This is a genomic window from Pseudomonas sp. BJa5 (assembly GCF_030272875.2).
Classification (GTDB): Bacteria; Pseudomonadota; Gammaproteobacteria; order Pseudomonadales; family Pseudomonadaceae; genus Aquipseudomonas.
In genome coordinates this window covers 1-18569 of record NZ_JALRNG020000064.1, presented here as the reverse complement: position 1 = coordinate 18569, position 18569 = coordinate 1, and the positions used below count along the sequence as shown (strand labels likewise).

The window sequence follows — 18569 nt, the reverse complement described above, 5'->3', positions numbered from 1 at the left end:
CAAGCGGTTTTGCCTACTTTTCCCAAGAGAAAAGTAGGCCGCCGTAAAGGCGGAAGGGGCCGGCAGCGTCGCTGCATCAAATGGATAAGCTCACAGCCTCAACAACCCAACCCAACCCAACCCAACCCAACCCAAACCAAGGAACATAGCCCCCGGGCTTTCGTGAAAAACCTATTTTCAGCTAGCCTGAAGCGGTATCCCGGCTTGAGTAGATGGCTGGCGGCCAGGACGCAGGAGCCTCGAATGGTCGATTTTGTACTGGGCGCATTGCGCGCCAACCCGGAAATCGCAGTGTTCCTGGCCATTGCCTTGGGCGTGATGATCGGCCGGATCAAGATCGGCAGTTTTCACCTGGGGTCGGTGGCCGGGGCGTTGTTGATGGGCTTGCTGATCGGCCAGATCGGCTTGCAAGTACCCACCGTGCTCAAATCGGTATTTTTTACACTCTTTATTTACGCGGTCGGTTTTAAAAGCGGGCCGGAATTCTTCGGTAGCCTGAACCGCGGTACGCTCAAACTGGTGCTGTTTTCGGTGGTGCTGTGCGCGACGGCGCTGGCGACCATTTTGATGCTGAACGCGATTTTCCATTTCGATGCCGGCTTTACCGCAGGGCTCGGGGCGGGCGCATTGACCGACACGGCGATCATGGGCACGGCCAGCAGCTCCATTGCGCACCTGCCGATTTCTGCCGAGGCCAAGAGCCAGTTGAACAGCCACATGGCGGTTGCCTACGCCATTACCTATGTGTTCGGCACCATTGGCCTGGTGGTCTTCGTCGGCACGGTCGCGCCCCGGTTGCTCGGTGTGGACCTGCGTGAAAGTGCCCGCGAACTTGAGCGTGAACTGGGCATCAGCCGGGAAGATGAGTCACTGGCCATCCCCTATACCCGCATCGTGGTGCGCGCGCACCGTTTGAGCCTGGCCTCGGCGATCGGCCGGTCGATCGCCGAAATCGAGCAATTGCATCCGGATATCAGTGTCGAGCGGGTGCTGCGCGCCGGCCAGGTTTACGAACGTGACCCGGCCATGCTGCTGGTGGCCGGTGACATCCTCGGTATCTACGCCTTGCGCGAGGCCGTGGCCTTGCTGCCCGACTGGGTGGGGCCGGAGGTGGATGACGTGCAGGCCATGTCGTTCCCCACCACCAGCGCCGATATCGTCCTGTGCGCGCCGGGGCTCAGTGGCAAGACCCTGCACGAGATCAAGGCGCGGCTGCTGGGGCGCGAGCGCATGGGTTGCTTTATCACCCGCATCACCCGCCAGGGGCTCGAATTGCCGGTGTTGCCCTATACCTTGCTGCGCAAGGGCGATGTCATCAGCCTCACCGGGCGCATGAGCAGTGTCGAAGCACTGGCCGGGCAACTGGGCCGTGTGCGTGAGAAGAGCTACAAATCGGACATCGCCCTGCATACCCTGGGCATGGTGGTCGGTTCGTTGCTGGGGCTGTTGTCGGCCCATGTCGGAATGATCCCGATCGAGCTGGGCGTGGGCGGCGGGGTGTTGCTGGTATCGTTGCTGATCGGCTGGCACAACTCCCGTCACCCGGAAAGGGGCGCGTTGCCGGCTGCCGCGCAATGGGCGTTCTCCGAATTCGGCCTGACCGCCTTCGGCGCCGTGGTCGGCTTGCTGGCCGGGCCGGCGGCCATTGCCGCCATTGCCGATCAGGGCGCGGCCTTGTTGCTATCCGGCGTCGTGGTGACCCTGCTGCCGCCGCTGGTGGCCCTGTATTTCGGCCGCTACGTGTTGCGCCTGCACCCGATGATCCTGTTCGGCGCGCTGGCCGGGGCGCAGACCGAAGCGGCGTCGATGAACAAGATCATCGAGCAGTCGCAAAGCAACACCCCGGTCATTGGCTTTACCGTCTGCTATGCGATTTCCAACGTGCTGCTGGCTGTTTGCGGCCCCATCATCGTAGCCATGACAGCGGTGTAACTGTGGGAGCGGGCTTGTCCCGCGATTGCGATATGTCTGTTACAGCGCGATCGCGGGGCAAGCCCGCTCCTACAGGGGCCCTTTAGAAGGTGTAGGCAACACCCGCCTGCACCGTGCGCGGCGCACCCGGATAGACGTAGGTATTGAACGCACCCTCGTCATAGCCTTTGTTGAAGACATTCTTCACATCCAGATTCAGGCGCACATGCTCGTTGAGCTGATAAAAGCTCAGCAGGTCCACCACGCTGTAGCGTTCCATGGTGTAGGTGCTGGCGCTGGTCTGTCCGGCGCGGTCGTCGACATACTTGACGCCCATGCCCAGGCCGAGCCCCTTGGCGGCACCGTCCAGGAACTCATAGGTATTGAGCAGGCTGAAGCTGTTGCGCGGAATGTTGGCCAGGCGTGTGCCCGAGGCCAGGCTGTTGTCCTCGGTCACTTCGGCATCGACGTAGGCGTAACCGCCGATCACCCGCCATTCGGGGGTCAGGTTGCCGGCGACATTGAGGTCCAGGCCACGGCTGCGTACCTCGCCGGCGGCGACACTGTAGAGCGGATCGACCGGGTCCAGGGTCAGGACGTTTTCCTTGGTGATCTGGTACACCGCCGCGTCGACGCTCAACTGGCGCTCCAGCGCTTCCCATTTCAGGCCGACCTCGTAGGACTTGCCTTTTTCCGGGTCGAAGCCATCACCCTGGCGGCTGGCACCACTGTTGGGTTTGAACGAACGGGCGGTGTTGGCGTACACCGCCAGCGTGTCGGTCAGGTCATAGATCAGGCCCAGGCGCGGGGTCAGCGCATTGTCGGCGGCCTCCCAGCTGGTGCTGTTGGGCAGGTAGTTGTCGTAGTCATGCTCGAAGCGCTCGAAACGCACTCCGGCCAGTACCTTCAGGCGCTCGGTCAGGGCTACCTGGTCCTGGACGAAGGCCGCCCAGGTCTTGAGGTTTTCCTTGTCGTGGGTGGTGGTGCGGGTCAGCGCCGGACGCGCCTGGCCCAGCACCGGGTCGAAGAGATCGATCGGGTAGGTGCCGGTGCCCGCCGCCGAGCGGCGGATGATCGACTTATAGTCATAATCTTCATACTCGACGCCGGTCAGCAGGGTGTGGGCGAAGCCACCGGTGTCGAAGTGCCCGGTCAGGTTCAGCTGCACATCGCGATCGGTCCACTCCAGCTTGCGGTAGTTGAAGTTGCGCCCCAGGGTGCGACCGTCCGCCTGCAAGCCGTTGGCTTCCACGGCATTGCCCTTGAGGCTGCCGTCGAGCAGTTGCAGGCCGCCGGCCAGGGTCCAGTTTTCGTTCAGGGCGTGGTCGAAGCGCAGTTGCGCCATGTTGTTGTCGTTGTGCAGCAGGTTGTCGCTGCCTTTTTCCCAGATATAGGTATCGCGCGAGGCCTTGCCTTGCTGGTTGCTGTACCGGGTCAGGCCACGGTCCAGGGGGTGGTTGTTGCGCATGAAGTCGGCCTCGAAGACCACCCGCGTCGCATCGTTGACCTGCCAGCTGAGCACCGGGGCGACGTCGTAGCGCTCGCTCTCTACATCGTCGCGAAAGCTTTCGCCGCCTTCACCCAGCACATTTAGGCGGTAGGCCAGGGTGCCGTCCTGGTTGAGCGCACCGGTGGCATCGAGGGTGGCGCGGTGCATGCCCTGGTCATCGAACTGGCTGCCCAGGGTGACCTTGGGCTCGGCCTGCGGCTGCTTGCTGACCACATTGAAAGTGCCGCCGGGGTCGCCACGTCCATACAGGCTGCTGGCCGGGCCGCGCAACACTTCCAGGCGCTCGACGGTGTTGGCATCGGGGGCGTTGGGGTAGCCGCGGTTGATCGGGAAGCCGTTGCGATAGAACTCGCCGGTGGTAAAGCCGCGCACGGTGAAGGTGGTCAGGCCCTGGCCACCGAAGTTGTTGGCCCGGCCAACGCCGCCGGCGTAATCCAGGCCGTCCTGCAGGCGGGTAGCGCCAGTGTCTTCGAGCACATCGCGGGGCACCACGCTGACCGATTGCGGGGTTTCATGCAGGGCGGTGTCGGTGCGCGTGGCGCTGGCCGAGCGAGTGGCCCGGTAGCCTTGCACCGGACCATCGGCGCGCTCTTCGAAGGCGCCGGCATTGATGCTCAGGGCCTGCAACTCGATGGAGGATGACTCGGCTTGCTGTGAGGTATCGGCCCAGGCTGAAGAAGGGGTAACGGCGTGAAGCAGGCAGAGCGAAACGAACGTGCGGCGCATCGACGGTACGGTCCTGGCGGGAAGGCGGGGGTAGAAAAGCGCGGCGATGTTAACTGCAAATAATTGTTATTAACATCGTTTTTTGGTGTACCGTCGTACCAGATACCAGGTTTGCCGGTCAGCGTAACCGTGGGAGCTGGCGACGCCTGCGATCGACCGCGCAGCGGTCGCCCCTCGCCCCGAGGTTTTTTGCCGGCAGTACGTGGATGCACTGAAATATTAGAGTAAAGTCAGCGATGACCGAGCAGTCGCACACGGCACGCTGGAGTGAGAGATGGCGCAGCATATTCCAATAACAAATGCTACCGACCCCTTGCAGACCTCGCGGATGGTCCGCCTGAAGCTGATCAGCGAAGGCGCGCTGCCGCAAGGCATGCTGCGCGAGGAAATCGATGCCTCGTGGCGCAGAAGCCTGGGCCATGGCCTGAGCTGCCTGGATAACGAACAGGTGGAGCTGGACGCGCGTCACCGCCTGCAGGAGCTGCTGGACAGCAACCGCCTGCTGATCGATGCCGCGACGCCGGAGATGGAATACCTGGTCCATCGCCAGGGCAACAGCAGCATCATCATCCTGGGCGACGCCCAGGCCAACATCCTGGCCATCGGCGGGCAGACCGCCGAACTCAACAGGGTGGGCCTGCGCGACCTGCATCCGGGCAGTTGCTGGAGCGAATCGAGCCGCGGCACCAATGCCATCGGCACCGCCGTGGTGGAGGGGCGGCCGACCCTGATCAACTGCGGCGAGCACTACCTGGACCGCCTGAGCCCGTTTTCCTGCACCTCGGTGCCGCTGCGTGACCCGCTGGGCCATGTGATCGGCGTCCTCGACCTGACCCGCGAGGGCGTCATGGCCCAGCCCCAGGACAACCTGGCGACCCTGATACTGGCGGCCAGCAATATCGAGAGCCGCCTGTTCGGCCTGTGCTACCCGGAGCAACTGGTGCTGGCCTTCCACAGCCGGCCGCAGTACCTGGGCAGCGCCTGGCACGGCCTGCTGGCCCTGAGCCTGGACGGTGAGGTGCTGGCGGCCAACGAGCGTGCCTGCGAGTTGCTCCAGCTGTCGCGCCAGGCCCTGGTCGGACGGCGTTGCAGCGACCTGATGGGCGAGCGCACCTCGGCGTTCCTCACCCGCTTGTGGATGGACCGGGTGAGCAGCGTGCAGACCGCCAAGGGCGAGTTCTTCTTCCGTGCCGTGCACCTGCCTCGGCGGGTCGGCATGGGTACGGCGCAGCCGGTCAATAAAGTGCTGCCGGCAGCCAGGCCTGTGGAGCTGGACAACCTGGCCGGCCGCGATGTGCGCTTCGCCCGGGCCCTGGGCATGGCCCGGCGCGGCTTGAACAATGACTTGCCGGTGCTGTTGCTCGGCGAAACCGGCACCGGCAAGGAAGTGGTGGCGCGCGCGCTGCACCAGGCCAGCGCCCGGGCTGACAAGCCCTTCGTGGCGGTCAACTGCGCCGCCATTCCGGAAGGCCTGATCGAGTCCGAGCTGTTCGGCTATCGCGAAGGCGCCTTCACCGGCTCGCGCCGTGGCGGCATGGTCGGACGCCTGATGCAGGCCCACGGCGGCACCTTGTTCCTCGATGAAATCGGCGATATGCCGCTGGCCTTGCAGGCGCGCCTGCTGCGGGTGTTGCAGGAGCGCCGGGTGGCGCCGCTGGGCGCCGGCGAAGAACAGGAAATCGACGTGGCGGTGATCTGCGCCACCCACCGCGACCTCAAGCGCCTGGTGCTCGACCAGCATTTTCGCGAAGACCTCTACTACCGCATCAATGGCGTGAGCCTGCAATTGCCGGCGTTGCGCGACCGCGACGACCTGGGCGAGGTGATCGACAGCCTGCTGGGCAAGTTCGGTGCCCACGGGGTGAGCCTGGACCCAGGTCTGCGTGAGCTGCTGGGCAACTTCGACTGGCCGGGCAACATCCGCCAGCTGGAGATGGTCCTGCGCTCGGCCCTGGCCATGCGCGAGCCGGGCGAGCAGGTGCTGAGCCTTGAGCACCTGACCGACTGCCTGCTCGATGAGCTCAGCGGCAGCGCCGCGCAAAGCGGCAGTATCCGAGATAACGAGGTGGAGCTGATTCGCAGCGCCCTGGAGCGGCATCAGGGCAATGTCTCGGCGGCGGCGCAGGCCCTGGGCATCAGCCGCGCCACGCTGTACCGAAAACTCAAGCAGTTGCGCGACTAAGGGGCCGGCAATGGGTGGTATTTTTCTGCGCCTCATCGACGCCTCCGACCCGGAGCTGATGCGCCGCGCGCTGGCCTGGCTGTACGGTTTCGTGCGTCCGCACTGGCGGGCCATTGGCGCCTTGCTGGGGCTGTCGCTGGCCGCTTCGTTGCTGGTGCTGGCGCAGCCCTGGCTGGTCAAGACCCTGATCGACCAGGGCCTGCTGGCCAAGGACTTCCAGGTGCTGTGGCACATGGCGGCGATCATGATTGCGGTCGGCATCGCCGGCACGCTGCTGGCGGGGATCAACCGCTACCTGCACACCCGGCTGTCCGGGCGCATCCTGTTTGCCCTGCGCGATGACCTGTACCGCCACCTGCAGCAGCTTTCGCCGGCGTTCTACGGGCGCAAGCGCATCGGCGACATCCTCTCGCGGCTGGACGGCGATGTCGCCGAGATCCAGCGCTTTGCCGTGGACTCGTTGTTCTCGGCGGTGTCCAGCGTGATCGGCTTGATCGGCGCGGTGACCCTGATGCTGATGCTGTCCTGGCAGCTGTCGTTGCTGCTGGCGTTGCTGATCCCCATCGAAGTGCTGTGGCTGCGCTGGATGCGGCGCAAGGTCGAGCGCGAGGTGCGCAGCTTGCGCGAACGCTCCGCCGATGTGTCGTCGTTCCTGGTCGAGACCCTGCCGGCGATGAAGTTCATCCAGGCCGCCGGGCAGCAGCAGCGCGAGTCCGATCGCCTCGGGCGCCTGGGGCAGGGCTACATGAGCCAGTTGCTGCGGGTGCAGGTTACTGAATTCTTCACCCAGGCGGTGCCGGGTACGCTGACCTCACTGTGTCGCGCCTGCGCCTTCCTGGTCGGCGGCTACTGGGTGATCCAGGGCACCTGGCAACTGGGCGCGCTGATCGCCTTTTCCACCTACCTGGGCATGGCGGTCGGGCCTGTGCAGAGCCTGCTCGGCCTGTACGTGGCGGTGCAGCGCATGGCCGTGAGCCTGGGACGGGTGATGGAGTTGCAGCAGGAACCGGTCGGCGTGCGCCAGGCCGCAACGCCGGCGCCCATGCCCCAGGGCCCGGGCGAGCTGCGCCTGGAAGCGGTGCATTTTGCCCATGAGCAGCGCCTTGGCAGTGTGCTCGGCGGTGTCGAAATCAGCATTCCGGCCGGGGTGAAGGTGGCCATCAGCGGCGCCTCGGGCGTTGGCAAGTCGACCCTGATCGACCTGCTGCAGCGTTTCTACGACCCTGACCAGGGCCGCATCCTGCTCGACGGCACCGACCTGCGCGAGCTGAACCTGCTGGCCCTGCGCAAGCAGATCGCCGTGGTCAGCCAGGATATCGTGCTGTTTCGCGGCACCCTGGCGCAGAACCTGGCCTACAGCGTGCCCGAGGCCAGCCGCGAGGACCTTGAGCGGGTGGTGCGCCTGACCCGCCTGGAGTCGCTGGTCGAGGCCTTGCCCCTGGGCCTGGACGGGCAATTGGGCGAGCGTGGCCAGCAACTGTCCGGCGGCCAGAAACAACGCATCGCCATTGCCCGGGCCTTGCTCCAGGATCCACGGGTGCTGGTGCTCGACGAAGCGACCTCGGCGGTGGATGAAAGCACCGAGCGCGAGGTCATCGCCGCCATCGACCAGTTGTTTGCCGGGCGCACGCGCATCCTCATCAGCCACCGCACCAGCACCCTGGCCGATGCCAACCTGCACCTGCACCTGGAAAACGGCCGCCTGCAAGCGGTCTGGCAGGAGCCACTGCGCCATGATGACTGAACTGTGCGTCGGGGTGATCGACACCGGTTGCTCGGAACTCCAGGCCCATTCGCTGCTGGGCGGGCGACGCTTCTGGCTGGAGCAGGGCATGCTGCGCGAAGGCGAGCTGCAGGCCGATGCCCTGGGCCATGGCAGCGCTGTGCTCGGACGCCTGCTGGGGCAGGCCGGGGGCGTGCCCGCGAGGATGGCCCAGGTGTTCGACAACCGGGGCAGCACCACGGTGCTGCAAGTCAGCGCGGCCTTGCTGTGGCTGGTGGAACAGGGGGTGAGCCTGGTCAACCTGAGCCTGGGCCTGCAGCAGGACCGTCCGGTGCTGCGCCAGGCATGCGCGGCGGCCCTGGAGGCCGGGGTGTTGCTCTGCGCGTCCAGCCCGGCACGGGGCGGGCCGGTGTACCCGGCCAGCTACCCGGGAGTGTTGCGCATCACCGGCGATGCCCGGTGTCGTGAGGGGCAGTGGTCGTGGCTCGACACGGCCCAGGCGGACTTCGGCGCTGCGGTCGGCGAGCGGGCCGGCAACGCCGGTGCCAGTCTGGCCTGCGCCGCGCTCAGCGGGTTGATCTGTGCCTACCTGCGCGAACACCCGGGGGCGGACCGCGAGCAGGTGCTGGCGTACCTGCGCGAGCACGCGGCCTTCACCGGTCCCGAGCATCGCAGAGGCGAGCATGCCTGAGCCGCGCATACTGATTCTCGGCGCCGGCCCGGCCGGTGGCGCCACGGCCATTGGCCTGCGCCGGCTGGGCTACGACGTCGAAGTCGTTTCCGACTGGCGCCGCTTCGATGCCGTGGAGGGCGTTTCCCAGCGGGTGCTGGAGGGACTGCGCCATGCCGGCCTTGGCAGCGCCCTGGCGCTTGCCGCCGTGCCGGCCCGGCGCCGGGTGCACTGGAACGGGACAGATCAGCAGCTCAATCAGGAATATCTGCTGGACCGACGCCTGTTCGACAGCGCCCTGCGCGATGACCTGCGCCGGGCGGGCGCGCGGGTCATCGAAGGGCGGGTGCGCGAGGTCCACAGTGACGCCCAAGGGCACCGCGTGGTACTGGACAATGGCCAGGCCCTGCTGGCTGACTTTCTCGTCGAAGCGCGCGGGCGTCAGGCGCCACTGGGCAGCAACCGCCTGCGTGGCCCGGAAAGCGTCAGCCTGCTCAATCTCTGGCAGGGTGAACCGGGTGAGCCTGTGTCGGCGGTGGAAAGCCTCGACGATGGCTGGGCCTGGATGGCGCGCATGGCCGATGGCCGTTGCTATTGGCAGGTCACCCTGGACAGTGGCGCGACCCGCCTGCCTGGCCGTGCGCAATTACCCGATTACTGTGCCGATCGCCGGCAGCAGTCGGCGCTGGTGGGCGAGCTGTTCGGGGCAGGTGCCTGGCAGGCGGCTGAACTGCATGCGCGCAGCAGCACGGCGATCCTGGCCGGCGATTGTGTGGGCGATAACTGGGTAAAGGTGGGCGATGCAGCGATGGCGGTGGACCCGTTGTCGGGCAATGGCATCTTCCAGTCACTGTCCTCGGCGTTGCAGGCACCGGCGGTGATCAATACGGTGTTGCGCCATCCGCAACGTGTGGACCTGGCCCGGCGCTTTCATCAAGAGCGGATCGAACAGCTGTTCCTGCGCTTTGCGCGGATCGGCCGGGACTTCTATGCCCAGGAACAACGCGGCGTCGGGCAGCCATTCTGGGACCCGCGCCGTAGCTGGCCGGATGACCAGCCGATCCATGTGCCGGCCGACTTTGGCAAGCTGCAGGTCGAGCGGCGCCCGGTGATTCGCGACGGTCTGATCGACGAAGCCGAGGTGGTGGTCGGCCCTGACCAGCCATTGGGTATCTGGCATGTGCAGGGCGTGGAAGTGGCGCCGCTGGTGCATGGCCTGCAGGCCGGGCAGCGCCTTGAAACGCTGCTGGCCCATCGGCCGGCCGGCGAACAGGCGATGCTGCGCGCCTGGCTCACCGCCCAGGGCCACCGCGCCTAGGCGCGGTGGCCCTGTGGGAGCGGGCTTGTCCCGCGATTGCGTGCTGTCAGACTCACCGGATCGCGGGGCAAGCCCGCTCCCACAGGGGGAGCGGTGTGCACCGACTTACAGCTTGATCAGCACCGATTTGAGCTCGGTATAGTGCTCGATCGCCGCAGCCCCCATTTCCCGACCAACGCCCGACAACTTGTAGCCACCGAACGGCAAGGCCGGGTCCAGGGCGCTGTGGCAGTTGACCCACACCGAACCGGACTTGATCCGCGGGATCATCCGGTGCACCGCCGCCAGGTCGTTGGACCAGATGCTCGCACCCAGGCCATAGGGGTTGTCGTTGGCCATGTGCAGCACTTCATCGATATCGTCGAACGGCATGGCCACCAGTACCGGGCCGAAGATCTCTTCCTGCACCAGCCGATGGCGCTGGTCGACATCGACGATCACCGTCGGCTTGACGAAATAACCCGGCCCGAACCCGTCGCCGCCACAGGCGATGGTCGCACCCAGTTCACGGCCCAGGTTGATGTAGCCGGTGACCCGATCCTGCTGCTTGGCCGAGATCAGCGGGCCCATCTGCACCTTCGGGTCCAGGCCGTTGCCCAGGGTCATGCCGTTGGCGATGCCGGCGATGTCGGCCACTACATTGTCGAAATGCTTGCGCTGCACATAGAGGCGCGACCCCGCGCAGCACACCTGGCCCTGGTTGAAGAAGATCGCCGTGGCAGCGCCGGCGGCGGCTTCCTGCAGGTTGGCGTCGGCCATGACGATGGTCGGCGACTTGCCGCCCAGTTCCAGGGTGACGCGGGTCATGTTCTCCATCGCCGCCTTGCCGATCTGCTTGCCGACTTCGGTGGAGCCGGTGAAGGTCAGCTTGTCGACGCCCGGGTGACGGGTCAGGGCGGCGCCGGCATTGAGGCCGGTGCCGGTGATAACGTTGAACACGCCGTCCGGGTAGCCGGCTTCCTGCACCAGCTCGGCCAGTTTCAGCGCGGTCAGCGGGGTCTCGTCCGCAGGCTTGAGCACCACGGTGCAGCCGGTGGCCAGGGCCGGGCCGAGCTTCCAGCAGGCCAGCAGCAGAGGGAAGTTCCAGGCGACGATGGCGCCGACCACGCCGATGGCTTCACGGCGGATAAAGCCGTGGAACTGGTCATTGGGCATCAGTGGGAGCGAAGGTTCCACCGTCGAGCCTTCGATCTTGGTCGCCCAGCCGGCCATGTAGCGCAGAAAATCGATTGCCAGTTGCACGTCCATGACCTTGGCCACGGCGGCGCTCTTGCCGTTGTTCAGGCACTCGAGCTCGGCCAGCTCCTGGGCGTCGCGCTCCATCAGGTCGGCCAGGCGCCACAGCAGGTTCTGCCGCTCACGCGGGCGCAGGCGGCTCCAGGCGGAGTCGTCGAAGGCCGCGCGGGCGGCCTTGACGGCACGGTCGACGTCTTCACTGTCGGCGCACGGCACCTCACCCAGCACCTCGCCGGTGGCCGGGTTGCGAAAGCTCATGGTCTGGCCGCTCTGCGCATCCTGCCAGTGTGCGCCGATGCGCATTTTCAGTTTACGGTCGAGAAAAGCCTGGGTGCCAGGGAGGATGGGCAGGGTCGAAAGCATGGGGCGGCGCCTCTTGTCATTGGATGTGCAGGGCGCTTTCGCAACCACCATGCCAAGCCCTTAATACCGACTCAACCTGTTGATATAAAAGAACAATTAATATCAGATCGAGCACCGGGGCATTGCTCGGGTTGTAGCAGTTTGAGACGCCATGAGACAGCCGTGGAACAGTCCGGCGCTGGCCTAAGCTTGTGGCGAGCGAGGCGCGTGTCTCAAGGTGCAACGGGCTGTCGCAAATTTAGACGCCCGGTGTGGATCCCAACACCTGGTAGAACACCCGTTACGTCGCACAAGCTATTGAAAATAAAGAATTTGCGAAGATTGGCACAGATTCTGTATTGCTCATTCGCAGAAGCACCTACGGCACCCAGTGTGCAAGAACGATAAGAACAACACCGTGGAGGTCTGACCTTGAGAATGACTCGACTCCGGCGACACACCAGCCGCCTGGCGCTGATCGCCGCCGCCTTGCTGTGCGCCCAGGCCCAGGCCGCAGAGCCTGGCGCCAACCTGCTGCAGACCAAGTGCATGGGCTGTCACATTGCGGAAGGCAATGACACGTACAGCCGCATCAGCCACCAGCGCAAGACCCCGGAAGGCTGGCTGATGAGCATCGGTCGCATGCAGGTCATGCATGGCCTGCAGATCAGCGATGAGGAGCGCCGCACCCTGGTCAAGTACCTGGCCGACCGGCAGGGCCTGGCGCCCAGCGAAACCGAAGGCGTGCGCTACGCCATGGAGCGGCGCCTGAATACGGTCGAGCAGTTCGACGACAAACTCAGCCAGACCTGCGGCCGCTGTCACTCCGGCGCACGGGTCGCCCTGCAGCGGCGCCCGGCCAAGGAGTGGGAACACCTGGTCAACTTCCACCTGGGCCAATGGCCGTCGCTGGAATACCAGGCCCAGGCGCGCGACCGCGACTGGCTGCCGATCGCCCTGAATGAAATGGTGCCGGAGCTGGCCAAGCGCTTCGCCTTCGACACCCCGGCCTGGGCCGACTGGCAGAAAGCCAAACCCAAGGCCGAAGTGCTGGCGGGTCAGTGGGCCTTCAGCGGCCATATGCTGACCAAGGGTGACGTACGCGGTGTGATGAGCATTGCTGGTGCCGAGGGCGATGGCTTCAAGGTCGAGCTCAAGGGCCAATACGCCGACGGCACGCCGTTCCAGGGCAGTGGCTCGGCGATTCTCTACAACGGCTACGAATGGCGCGGCAACGTCAAGATCGGCGACACCAGCATGCGCCAGGTGTTCGCCGCACTGGACGGCGAGATGAAAGGGCGCATGTTCGAGGCCGAGCATGACGAGCGCGGCCTGGACTTCACCGCGGTGAAGGAGGGCAAGGCGCGCCTGCTGGCGGTACAACCGTCGTTCATCAAGGCCGGCAGCGAGGTCGAGCTGACCCTGGTGGGCAGTGGCCTGTCGGGCAAGCCGGACCTGGGCGCCGGTATCGAAGTCACCCAGGTGCTGGCGTCCGGCGCCAACCAGGTACGGGTCAAGGCCCGTGCCGCCAAGGATGCCGCGCCGGGTGTGCGCGAAGTCAGCCAGGGCGCGCTCAAAGGCGTGAACCTCACCGTGTACGACAAGGTCGAGCAAGTCAAAGTGGTGCCGGCCTTCTCCATTGCCCGCATCGGCGAGAACGGCGGCAGCACGCCGAAGGTCCAGGGCCGCTTCGAGGCCGAGGCCTGGGGCAAGGACGCCAAGGGCGAGCCGCTGCGCATCGGCTACCTGCCGGCCAGCTGGACGGTGGAGCCTTTCGACGAAAGGGCCAAGGAGGACGAAGACGTCAAATACGCAGGAAAAATGCAGGACAACGGCGTCTTCCTGCCCGGTGGCGCCGGGCCCAACCCCGAGCGGCGGATGATGACCAACAACGCCGGCAACCTGAAAGTGATCGCCAAGCTCGAAGACGGCGGACAGCAGGGCGAAGGCCACCTGATCGTCACCGTCCAGCGCTGGAACAACCCACCGCTGCCGTAAGCGGCCGTGATCCGCACGGGCGCTACGGCGCCCGGTTAGCCACGTAGATCGGGATGCACATCGGGAGGTCGCCATGGGCGCACAATTGAATCTGGTCGAGCGCAACCTGCATGAAGTGCAGGTGGATGCCGACCGCATGCTGTTCCATATACCCAGCAGCTCGCTGTTTGCCACTGACGCGGTGACCGGCGGGATCATCGATGCCTTGCGCGAGCAGGGCTGTTCGTCCGAAGAGTTGCTGCAACGTCTTGAGCCCCACTTCGCCGGCCAGGACGTCATCGACACCCTGCGCGAGCTGATGGCCCTGGAAGTGGTCAGCGACGGCTCGCCGCTGACCCCGGAAATCGGCCTGACGCGCGTCGAGCGCACGGCGTTGAACACCGTGGTACTGAACGTCAACACCGGCTGCAACCTCAGCTGCAGCTATTGCTACAAGGAAGACCTGGACAAGCCCTCGGCCGGCAAGAAAATGAGCGTCGCCACCGCCGAATCCTCGGTGGAGATGCTGCTCAAGGAGTCGCCGGACGAGACCCGCTACACCGTGGTGTTCTTCGGTGGCGAGCCACTGTCCAACCGGCCGCTGATCGAGCACATGGTCGGCTATTGCGAACGGCGCTTCGCCGAACTGGGCAAGCAGGTCGAGTTCGTCATGACCACCAATGCCACGCTGCTCACCGAAGAGATCGTCGACTGGCTCAATGCCCATCGCTTCGGGCTGTCGGTGAGCATCGACGGGCCCAAGACCGTGCATGACCGCAACCGCATCACGGTCGGCGGGCAGGGCACCTACGACGTGGTCCGGCGCAAGGCCGACATGCTGCTGTCGCGCTATGACAGCCGTCCGGTCGGGGCGCGGGTGACCCTGACCCGGGGTATCACCGATGTCGAGACCATCTGGAACCACCTGTTCAACGAGATGGGCTTTGCCGAAGTGGGCTTTGCCCCGGTGACCTCGGGCGACATGGCCGACTTCAACCTCAGCGCCGGCGAGCTGGTCGAGGTCTTCGCCAACATGAAGGCCCTGGGCCGGCGTTACCTGGAAGCGGCGCTGGAGCACCGCAATATCGGCTTCTCCAACCTGCACCAGCTGATTACCGACATCCATGAAGGGCACAAGAAAGCCCTGCCATGCGGTGCCGGCCTGAAGATGCTGGCGGTCGACCACCAGGGTGAGCTGAACCTCTGCCACCGCTTCACCGGCTCCAGCCTGCCGACCTTCGGCAACGTGCACAGCGGGGTGAAACAGGTGGAGCTCAACGACTTCCTGTCCCAGCGCCTGGACCGTAGCGGCACCGGTTGCGACAGCTGCCGCATCCGCAACCTGTGCTCGGGCGGTTGCTACCACGAAAGCTATGCCCGCTATGGCGATCCGACCCACCCGACCTATCACTACTGTGAACTGATGCGCGACTGGGTCGACTTCGGTATCGAAGTCTACAGCCGCATCATGGCCGCCAACCCGGCCTTCATCAGCCACTACATCACTCCGCGCAAGGCACACTGACATGAAACACCTCAAGCCGCTGAACAACAAAGCCCAGATTCTTGAGCAAGCAGTCGCCCAGGACCGTGTCGAGGAAGTGGTGGCCATGAGCGCCGTGGCCGGTTGCACCGCCACCACCGACCCGGGCTGGGAAGTGGATGCCTTCGGGGGCGTCAGCTCGCTGTGCCAGCCGATGGAGGCCGACCTTTATGGCTGCTCCGACCCGTGCTGGTGGCCGGCCCAGGTGCCCGACATGATGAGCACCTACCAGGACTGGAACGCCCAGGCCACCAACTCCCAGGACGACTGGCGCAACCTCGGCACCGTGTTCCCGAAAGACAAGTGACCGGCCGACAAGAACAACAAGGGGAAACCGCATGAAAGCTGGAGTTTTCGCACAACTGGCGTTCACCGTCGCCGCCTCTGCCGCCAGTGTCGGCACCTGGGCCGCCGACAGCAGCGCGCCTGCGCTCAAGGCCGGTCATGAGTACATGATCGTCACCAACTACCCGAACAACCTGCACGTGATCGACCTGGCCAGCGACGAGGTCTACAAGAGCTGCAAGCTGCCGGACGCCTTCGGGCCCGGCACCGCCATGATGGCGCCGGACAACCGAACCGCCTATGTGCTCAACAACCACTATGGCGACCTGTACGGCATCGACCTGGACACCTGCCAGTCGGTGTTCCACGCCAGCCTGTCGAGCACCCCGGGCGAGGTGGGGCGTTCGATGTATTCCTTTGCCATCAGCCCCGACGGCAAGGAAGTGTACGCCACGGTCAACCCGACCCAGCGCCTGAACGATCACTACGTGGTCAAGCCGCCGCGCCTGGAAGTGTTCAGCACCGCCGACGGCCAGGACGCCAAGCCGGTACGCAGCTTCCCCATGCCGCGCCAGGTCTACCTGATGCGGGCGGCGGACGATGGCAGCCTGTTCGTCGCCGGCGCCGACATCTACAAGATGGACGTCAAGACCGGCAAGTACGAGGTGGCCCTGCCGCTGCGCAACTGGAAACGCCCGGGCTTCAGCGCCCCGGACGTGCTGTACTTCTGGCCGCACCAGACCGCGCAGCATGATTTCACCATGCTCTACACCGTGTCGCGCTTTACCGACGACAAACAGGACCCGGCCACGGCCGAGCCGATGTACGGCTACCTGAGCATCGACCTCAAGACCGGCAAGAGCAGCTACCGTGAGTTCGCCTCGCTGACCGAGTTGTACTTCACCGGGCTGCGCTCGCCCCAGGACGAGAACCAGATGTACGGGGTGCTCAACCGCCTGGCCCGCTACGATATCAAGGAGCGCAAGCTGATCAAGGCCGCGAACCTGGAGCACACCTACTACTGCGTCGCCTTCAACAAGAAGGGCAGCAAGCTGTACCTGGCAGGGACCTTCAATGATATTGCGGTGTTCGATCCGCAGAGCCTGGAGAAGGTCAAGAACATCAAGTTGCCAGGCGGCGACATGTCGACCAGCACCACCCAGGTGTTCATCCGCTAAGCCGCTATCGCAGGCTTCCACAGGGGACTGCTGTTACCTCCAGGTCCCCTGTGGGAGCAACTATCTTTGTGGGAGCGGGCTTGCCCCGCGATTGCGATCAGTCAGTTACATCGCATCGCGGGGCAAGCCCGCTCCTACAGGGGCCGGTGGTGCCTCCAGGTCGCCATTCACCCGCACAACAAGAACAAGAGAACACCATGAACACGCAGAGCTATACCCAGGGGCGGCAGGACACTCAGCTGCTCGAGATGTGCATCGGAGGGGCCTTCGACCTCACCGTTTCGCGCTTTGCCCGGCGCGAGGCGCTGGTGGTCCGGCACCAGGGGCTGCGCTACAGCTGGCAGACCCTGGCCGAGGCGGTCGAGCGTCACGCCCGGGCGCTGATGGCCCTGGGTCTTGCGCGCGGCGACCGCCTGGGCATCTGGGCACCCAACTGCGCCCAATGGTGCATCACCCAGTTCGCCAGTGCCAAGATCGGCGCCATCCTGGTCAACATCAACCCGGCCTACCGCAGCAACGAGCTGGAATACGCGCTGAGCCAGTCGGGCTGTCGTTGGGTGATCTGTGCCGATGCCTTCAAGACTTCCGACTACCACGCCATGCTGCTGGAGCTGGCACCCGGGCTGGCGACCAGCAGTCCCGGTGAACTGGCGTGCGAGCACCTGCCCGAATTGCGCGGGGTGGTCAGCCTGGCCAACGAGCCACCGGCGGGCTTCCTGTCCTGGGCAGCCTTGCAGGAACGGGCCGCGGCGGTCAGCGTCGAGGACCTGGCAGCGCGCCAGGCCAGCCTGAATTGCGACGAACCGATCAATATCCAGTACACCTCCGGCACCACCGGCTTTCCCAAGGGCGCGACCCTCAGTCATTACAACATCCTCAACAACGGCTACATGGTCGGCGAAAGCCTGGGCCTGACCGAGCACGACCGCCTGGTGGTACCGGTGCCGCTGTACCACTGCTTCGGCATGGTCATGGCCAACCTCGGCTGCCTGACCCATGGCTCCACCCTGATCTATCCTGGCGACGCCTTCGATCCGCTGGCCACCCTGCAGGCGGTGGCCGAGGAAAAGGCCACCGCGCTGTATGGGGTGCCGACCATGTTCATTGCCGAGCTGGATCATCCCCAGCGCGACAGCTTCGACCTGTCCAGCCTGCGCACCGGCATCATGGCGGGGGCCAACTGCCCGATCGAAGTCATGCGCCGGGTGATCGATGAACTGCACATGAGCGAGGTGCAGATTGCCTACGGCATGACCGAGACCAGCCCGGTGTCCCTGCAGACCGGCCCCGACGATGACCTGGAGCTGCGCGTGACCAGCGTCGGGCGCACCCAGCCGCACCTTGAAAGCAAGATCATCGACACGGCCGGGCAGTGCGTGCCCCGTGGCGAGGTCGGCGAACTGTGCACCCGTGGCTACAGCGTCATGCTCGGTTACTGGAATAACCCGGTGGCCAGCGCCGACAGCATCGACGAGGACGGCTGGATGCACACCGGCGACCTGGCGTGCATGGACGAGCAGGGCTACGTGCGCATTGTCGGGCGCAGCAAGGACATGATCATTCGTGGCGGTGAGAACATCTATCCGAGGGAGCTGGAAGAGTTCTTCCTGACCCATCCGGCGGTGGCCGATGTCCAGGTCATCGGCATTCCCTGCGCCCGCTATGGTGAGGAGATCGTCGCCTGGATCAGGCTGCACCCGGGCGAAGGCCCGGACGAGGAACAGTTGCGCGACTGGGCCCGGGCACGCATCGCCCACTTCAAGGTGCCGCGTTACTTCCGCTTCGTCGACCAGTTCCCGATGACGGTGACGGGCAAGGTGCAGAAATTCCGCATGCGCGAGATCAGCATCGAGGAATTGCAGTTGCCCTGATCGTGTGGGAACAACTGTCTTTGTGGGAGCTGGCGCAGCCTGCGATCGGCTGCGCAGCAGTCGCAATCGGCTCAGCTCGGTGGGTCTGAAGGCATTG

The 18569-nt window shown here is 65.2% G+C and carries 12 protein-coding genes; 10 read left to right on the top strand and 2 right to left on the bottom strand.

Translation table 11 applies throughout. The annotated features are described in order from the left end of the window. Positions 1-243 precede the first annotated feature (243 nt). The gene (gene aspT / locus M2D63_RS24735; protein WP_285865729.1) at positions 244-1932 is read left to right on the top strand and encodes an aspartate-alanine antiporter; all 1689 of its coding nucleotides are present in this window, start codon (positions 244-246) and stop codon (positions 1930-1932) included. 82 nt (positions 1933-2014) lie between these two features. On the opposite strand, the gene M2D63_RS24730 is transcribed toward aspT, so the two are convergent. Then, complete coding sequence (locus tag M2D63_RS24730) at positions 2015-4147, bottom strand: TonB-dependent siderophore receptor (RefSeq protein WP_285865728.1); 2133 nt, start codon at positions 4145-4147, stop codon at positions 2015-2017. 274 nt (positions 4148-4421) lie between these two features. On the opposite strand from M2D63_RS24730, the gene M2D63_RS24725 reads away from it, so the two are divergent. From M2D63_RS24725 to M2D63_RS24710, 4 genes are read left to right on the top strand one after another with little or no spacing between them, the layout of a single operon-like run. Continuing rightward, entirely contained in the window at positions 4422-6329 is a 1908-nt protein-coding gene (locus tag M2D63_RS24725) for a sigma-54-dependent Fis family transcriptional regulator (protein WP_285865727.1), read from the top strand. Between the two features lie 10 nt (positions 6330-6339). Further along, on the top strand, positions 6340-8073 hold the full coding sequence (locus M2D63_RS24720) for an ABC transporter ATP-binding protein (RefSeq protein WP_285865726.1): 1734 nt from the start codon (positions 6340-6342) through the stop codon (positions 8071-8073). After that, entirely contained in the window at positions 8063-8743 is a 681-nt protein-coding gene (locus M2D63_RS24715; protein WP_285865725.1) for a S8 family serine peptidase, read from the top strand. Before M2D63_RS24720 ends, M2D63_RS24715 begins: the two co-directional genes overlap by 11 nt. After that, positions 8736-10040 carry an NAD(P)/FAD-dependent oxidoreductase gene (locus M2D63_RS24710; protein ID WP_285865724.1) on the top strand — a complete coding sequence of 435 codons (1305 nt, stop codon included), beginning with the start codon at positions 8736-8738 and terminating at the stop codon, positions 10038-10040. The genes M2D63_RS24715 and M2D63_RS24710 overlap by 8 nt, the downstream gene beginning before the upstream one ends. Before the next feature lie 105 nt (positions 10041-10145). Here the strand turns inward: M2D63_RS24710 and M2D63_RS24705 are convergent, their stop codons facing one another. Further along, complete coding sequence (locus tag M2D63_RS24705) at positions 10146-11639, bottom strand: aldehyde dehydrogenase (protein ID WP_285865723.1); 1494 nt, start codon at positions 11637-11639, stop codon at positions 10146-10148. A gap of 411 nt (positions 11640-12050) precedes the next feature. On the opposite strand from M2D63_RS24705, the gene peaA reads away from it, so the two are divergent. The 5 genes from peaA to M2D63_RS24680 all read left to right on the top strand — a co-directional run bounded on the left by peaA (position 12051) and on the right by M2D63_RS24680 (position 18472). Then, positions 12051-13616 (top strand): quinohemoprotein amine dehydrogenase subunit alpha, encoded by a 1566-nt coding sequence (peaA, locus tag M2D63_RS24700; protein WP_285865722.1) that lies wholly within the window; start codon positions 12051-12053, stop codon positions 13614-13616. A 73-nt stretch (positions 13617-13689) separates the two neighbouring features. After that, positions 13690-15120, top strand: coding sequence for a quinohemoprotein amine dehydrogenase maturation protein (gene peaB, locus M2D63_RS24695; RefSeq protein ID WP_285865721.1), 1431 nt, complete (start codon positions 13690-13692; stop codon positions 15118-15120). A 1-nt stretch (position 15121) separates the two neighbouring features. Next, on the top strand, positions 15122-15445 hold the full coding sequence (gene qhpC / locus M2D63_RS24690; protein WP_285865720.1) for a quinohemoprotein amine dehydrogenase subunit gamma: 324 nt from the start codon (positions 15122-15124) through the stop codon (positions 15443-15445). Positions 15446-15476: 31 nt separating this feature from the next. Continuing rightward, the gene (gene peaD, locus M2D63_RS24685; protein ID WP_285865719.1) at positions 15477-16601 is read left to right on the top strand and encodes a quinohemoprotein amine dehydrogenase subunit beta; all 1125 of its coding nucleotides are present in this window, start codon (positions 15477-15479) and stop codon (positions 16599-16601) included. A 197-nt stretch (positions 16602-16798) separates the two neighbouring features. Then, on the top strand, positions 16799-18472 hold the full coding sequence (locus M2D63_RS24680) for an AMP-binding protein (RefSeq protein ID WP_285865718.1): 1674 nt from the start codon (positions 16799-16801) through the stop codon (positions 18470-18472). Positions 18473-18569: the final 97 nt, after the last annotated feature.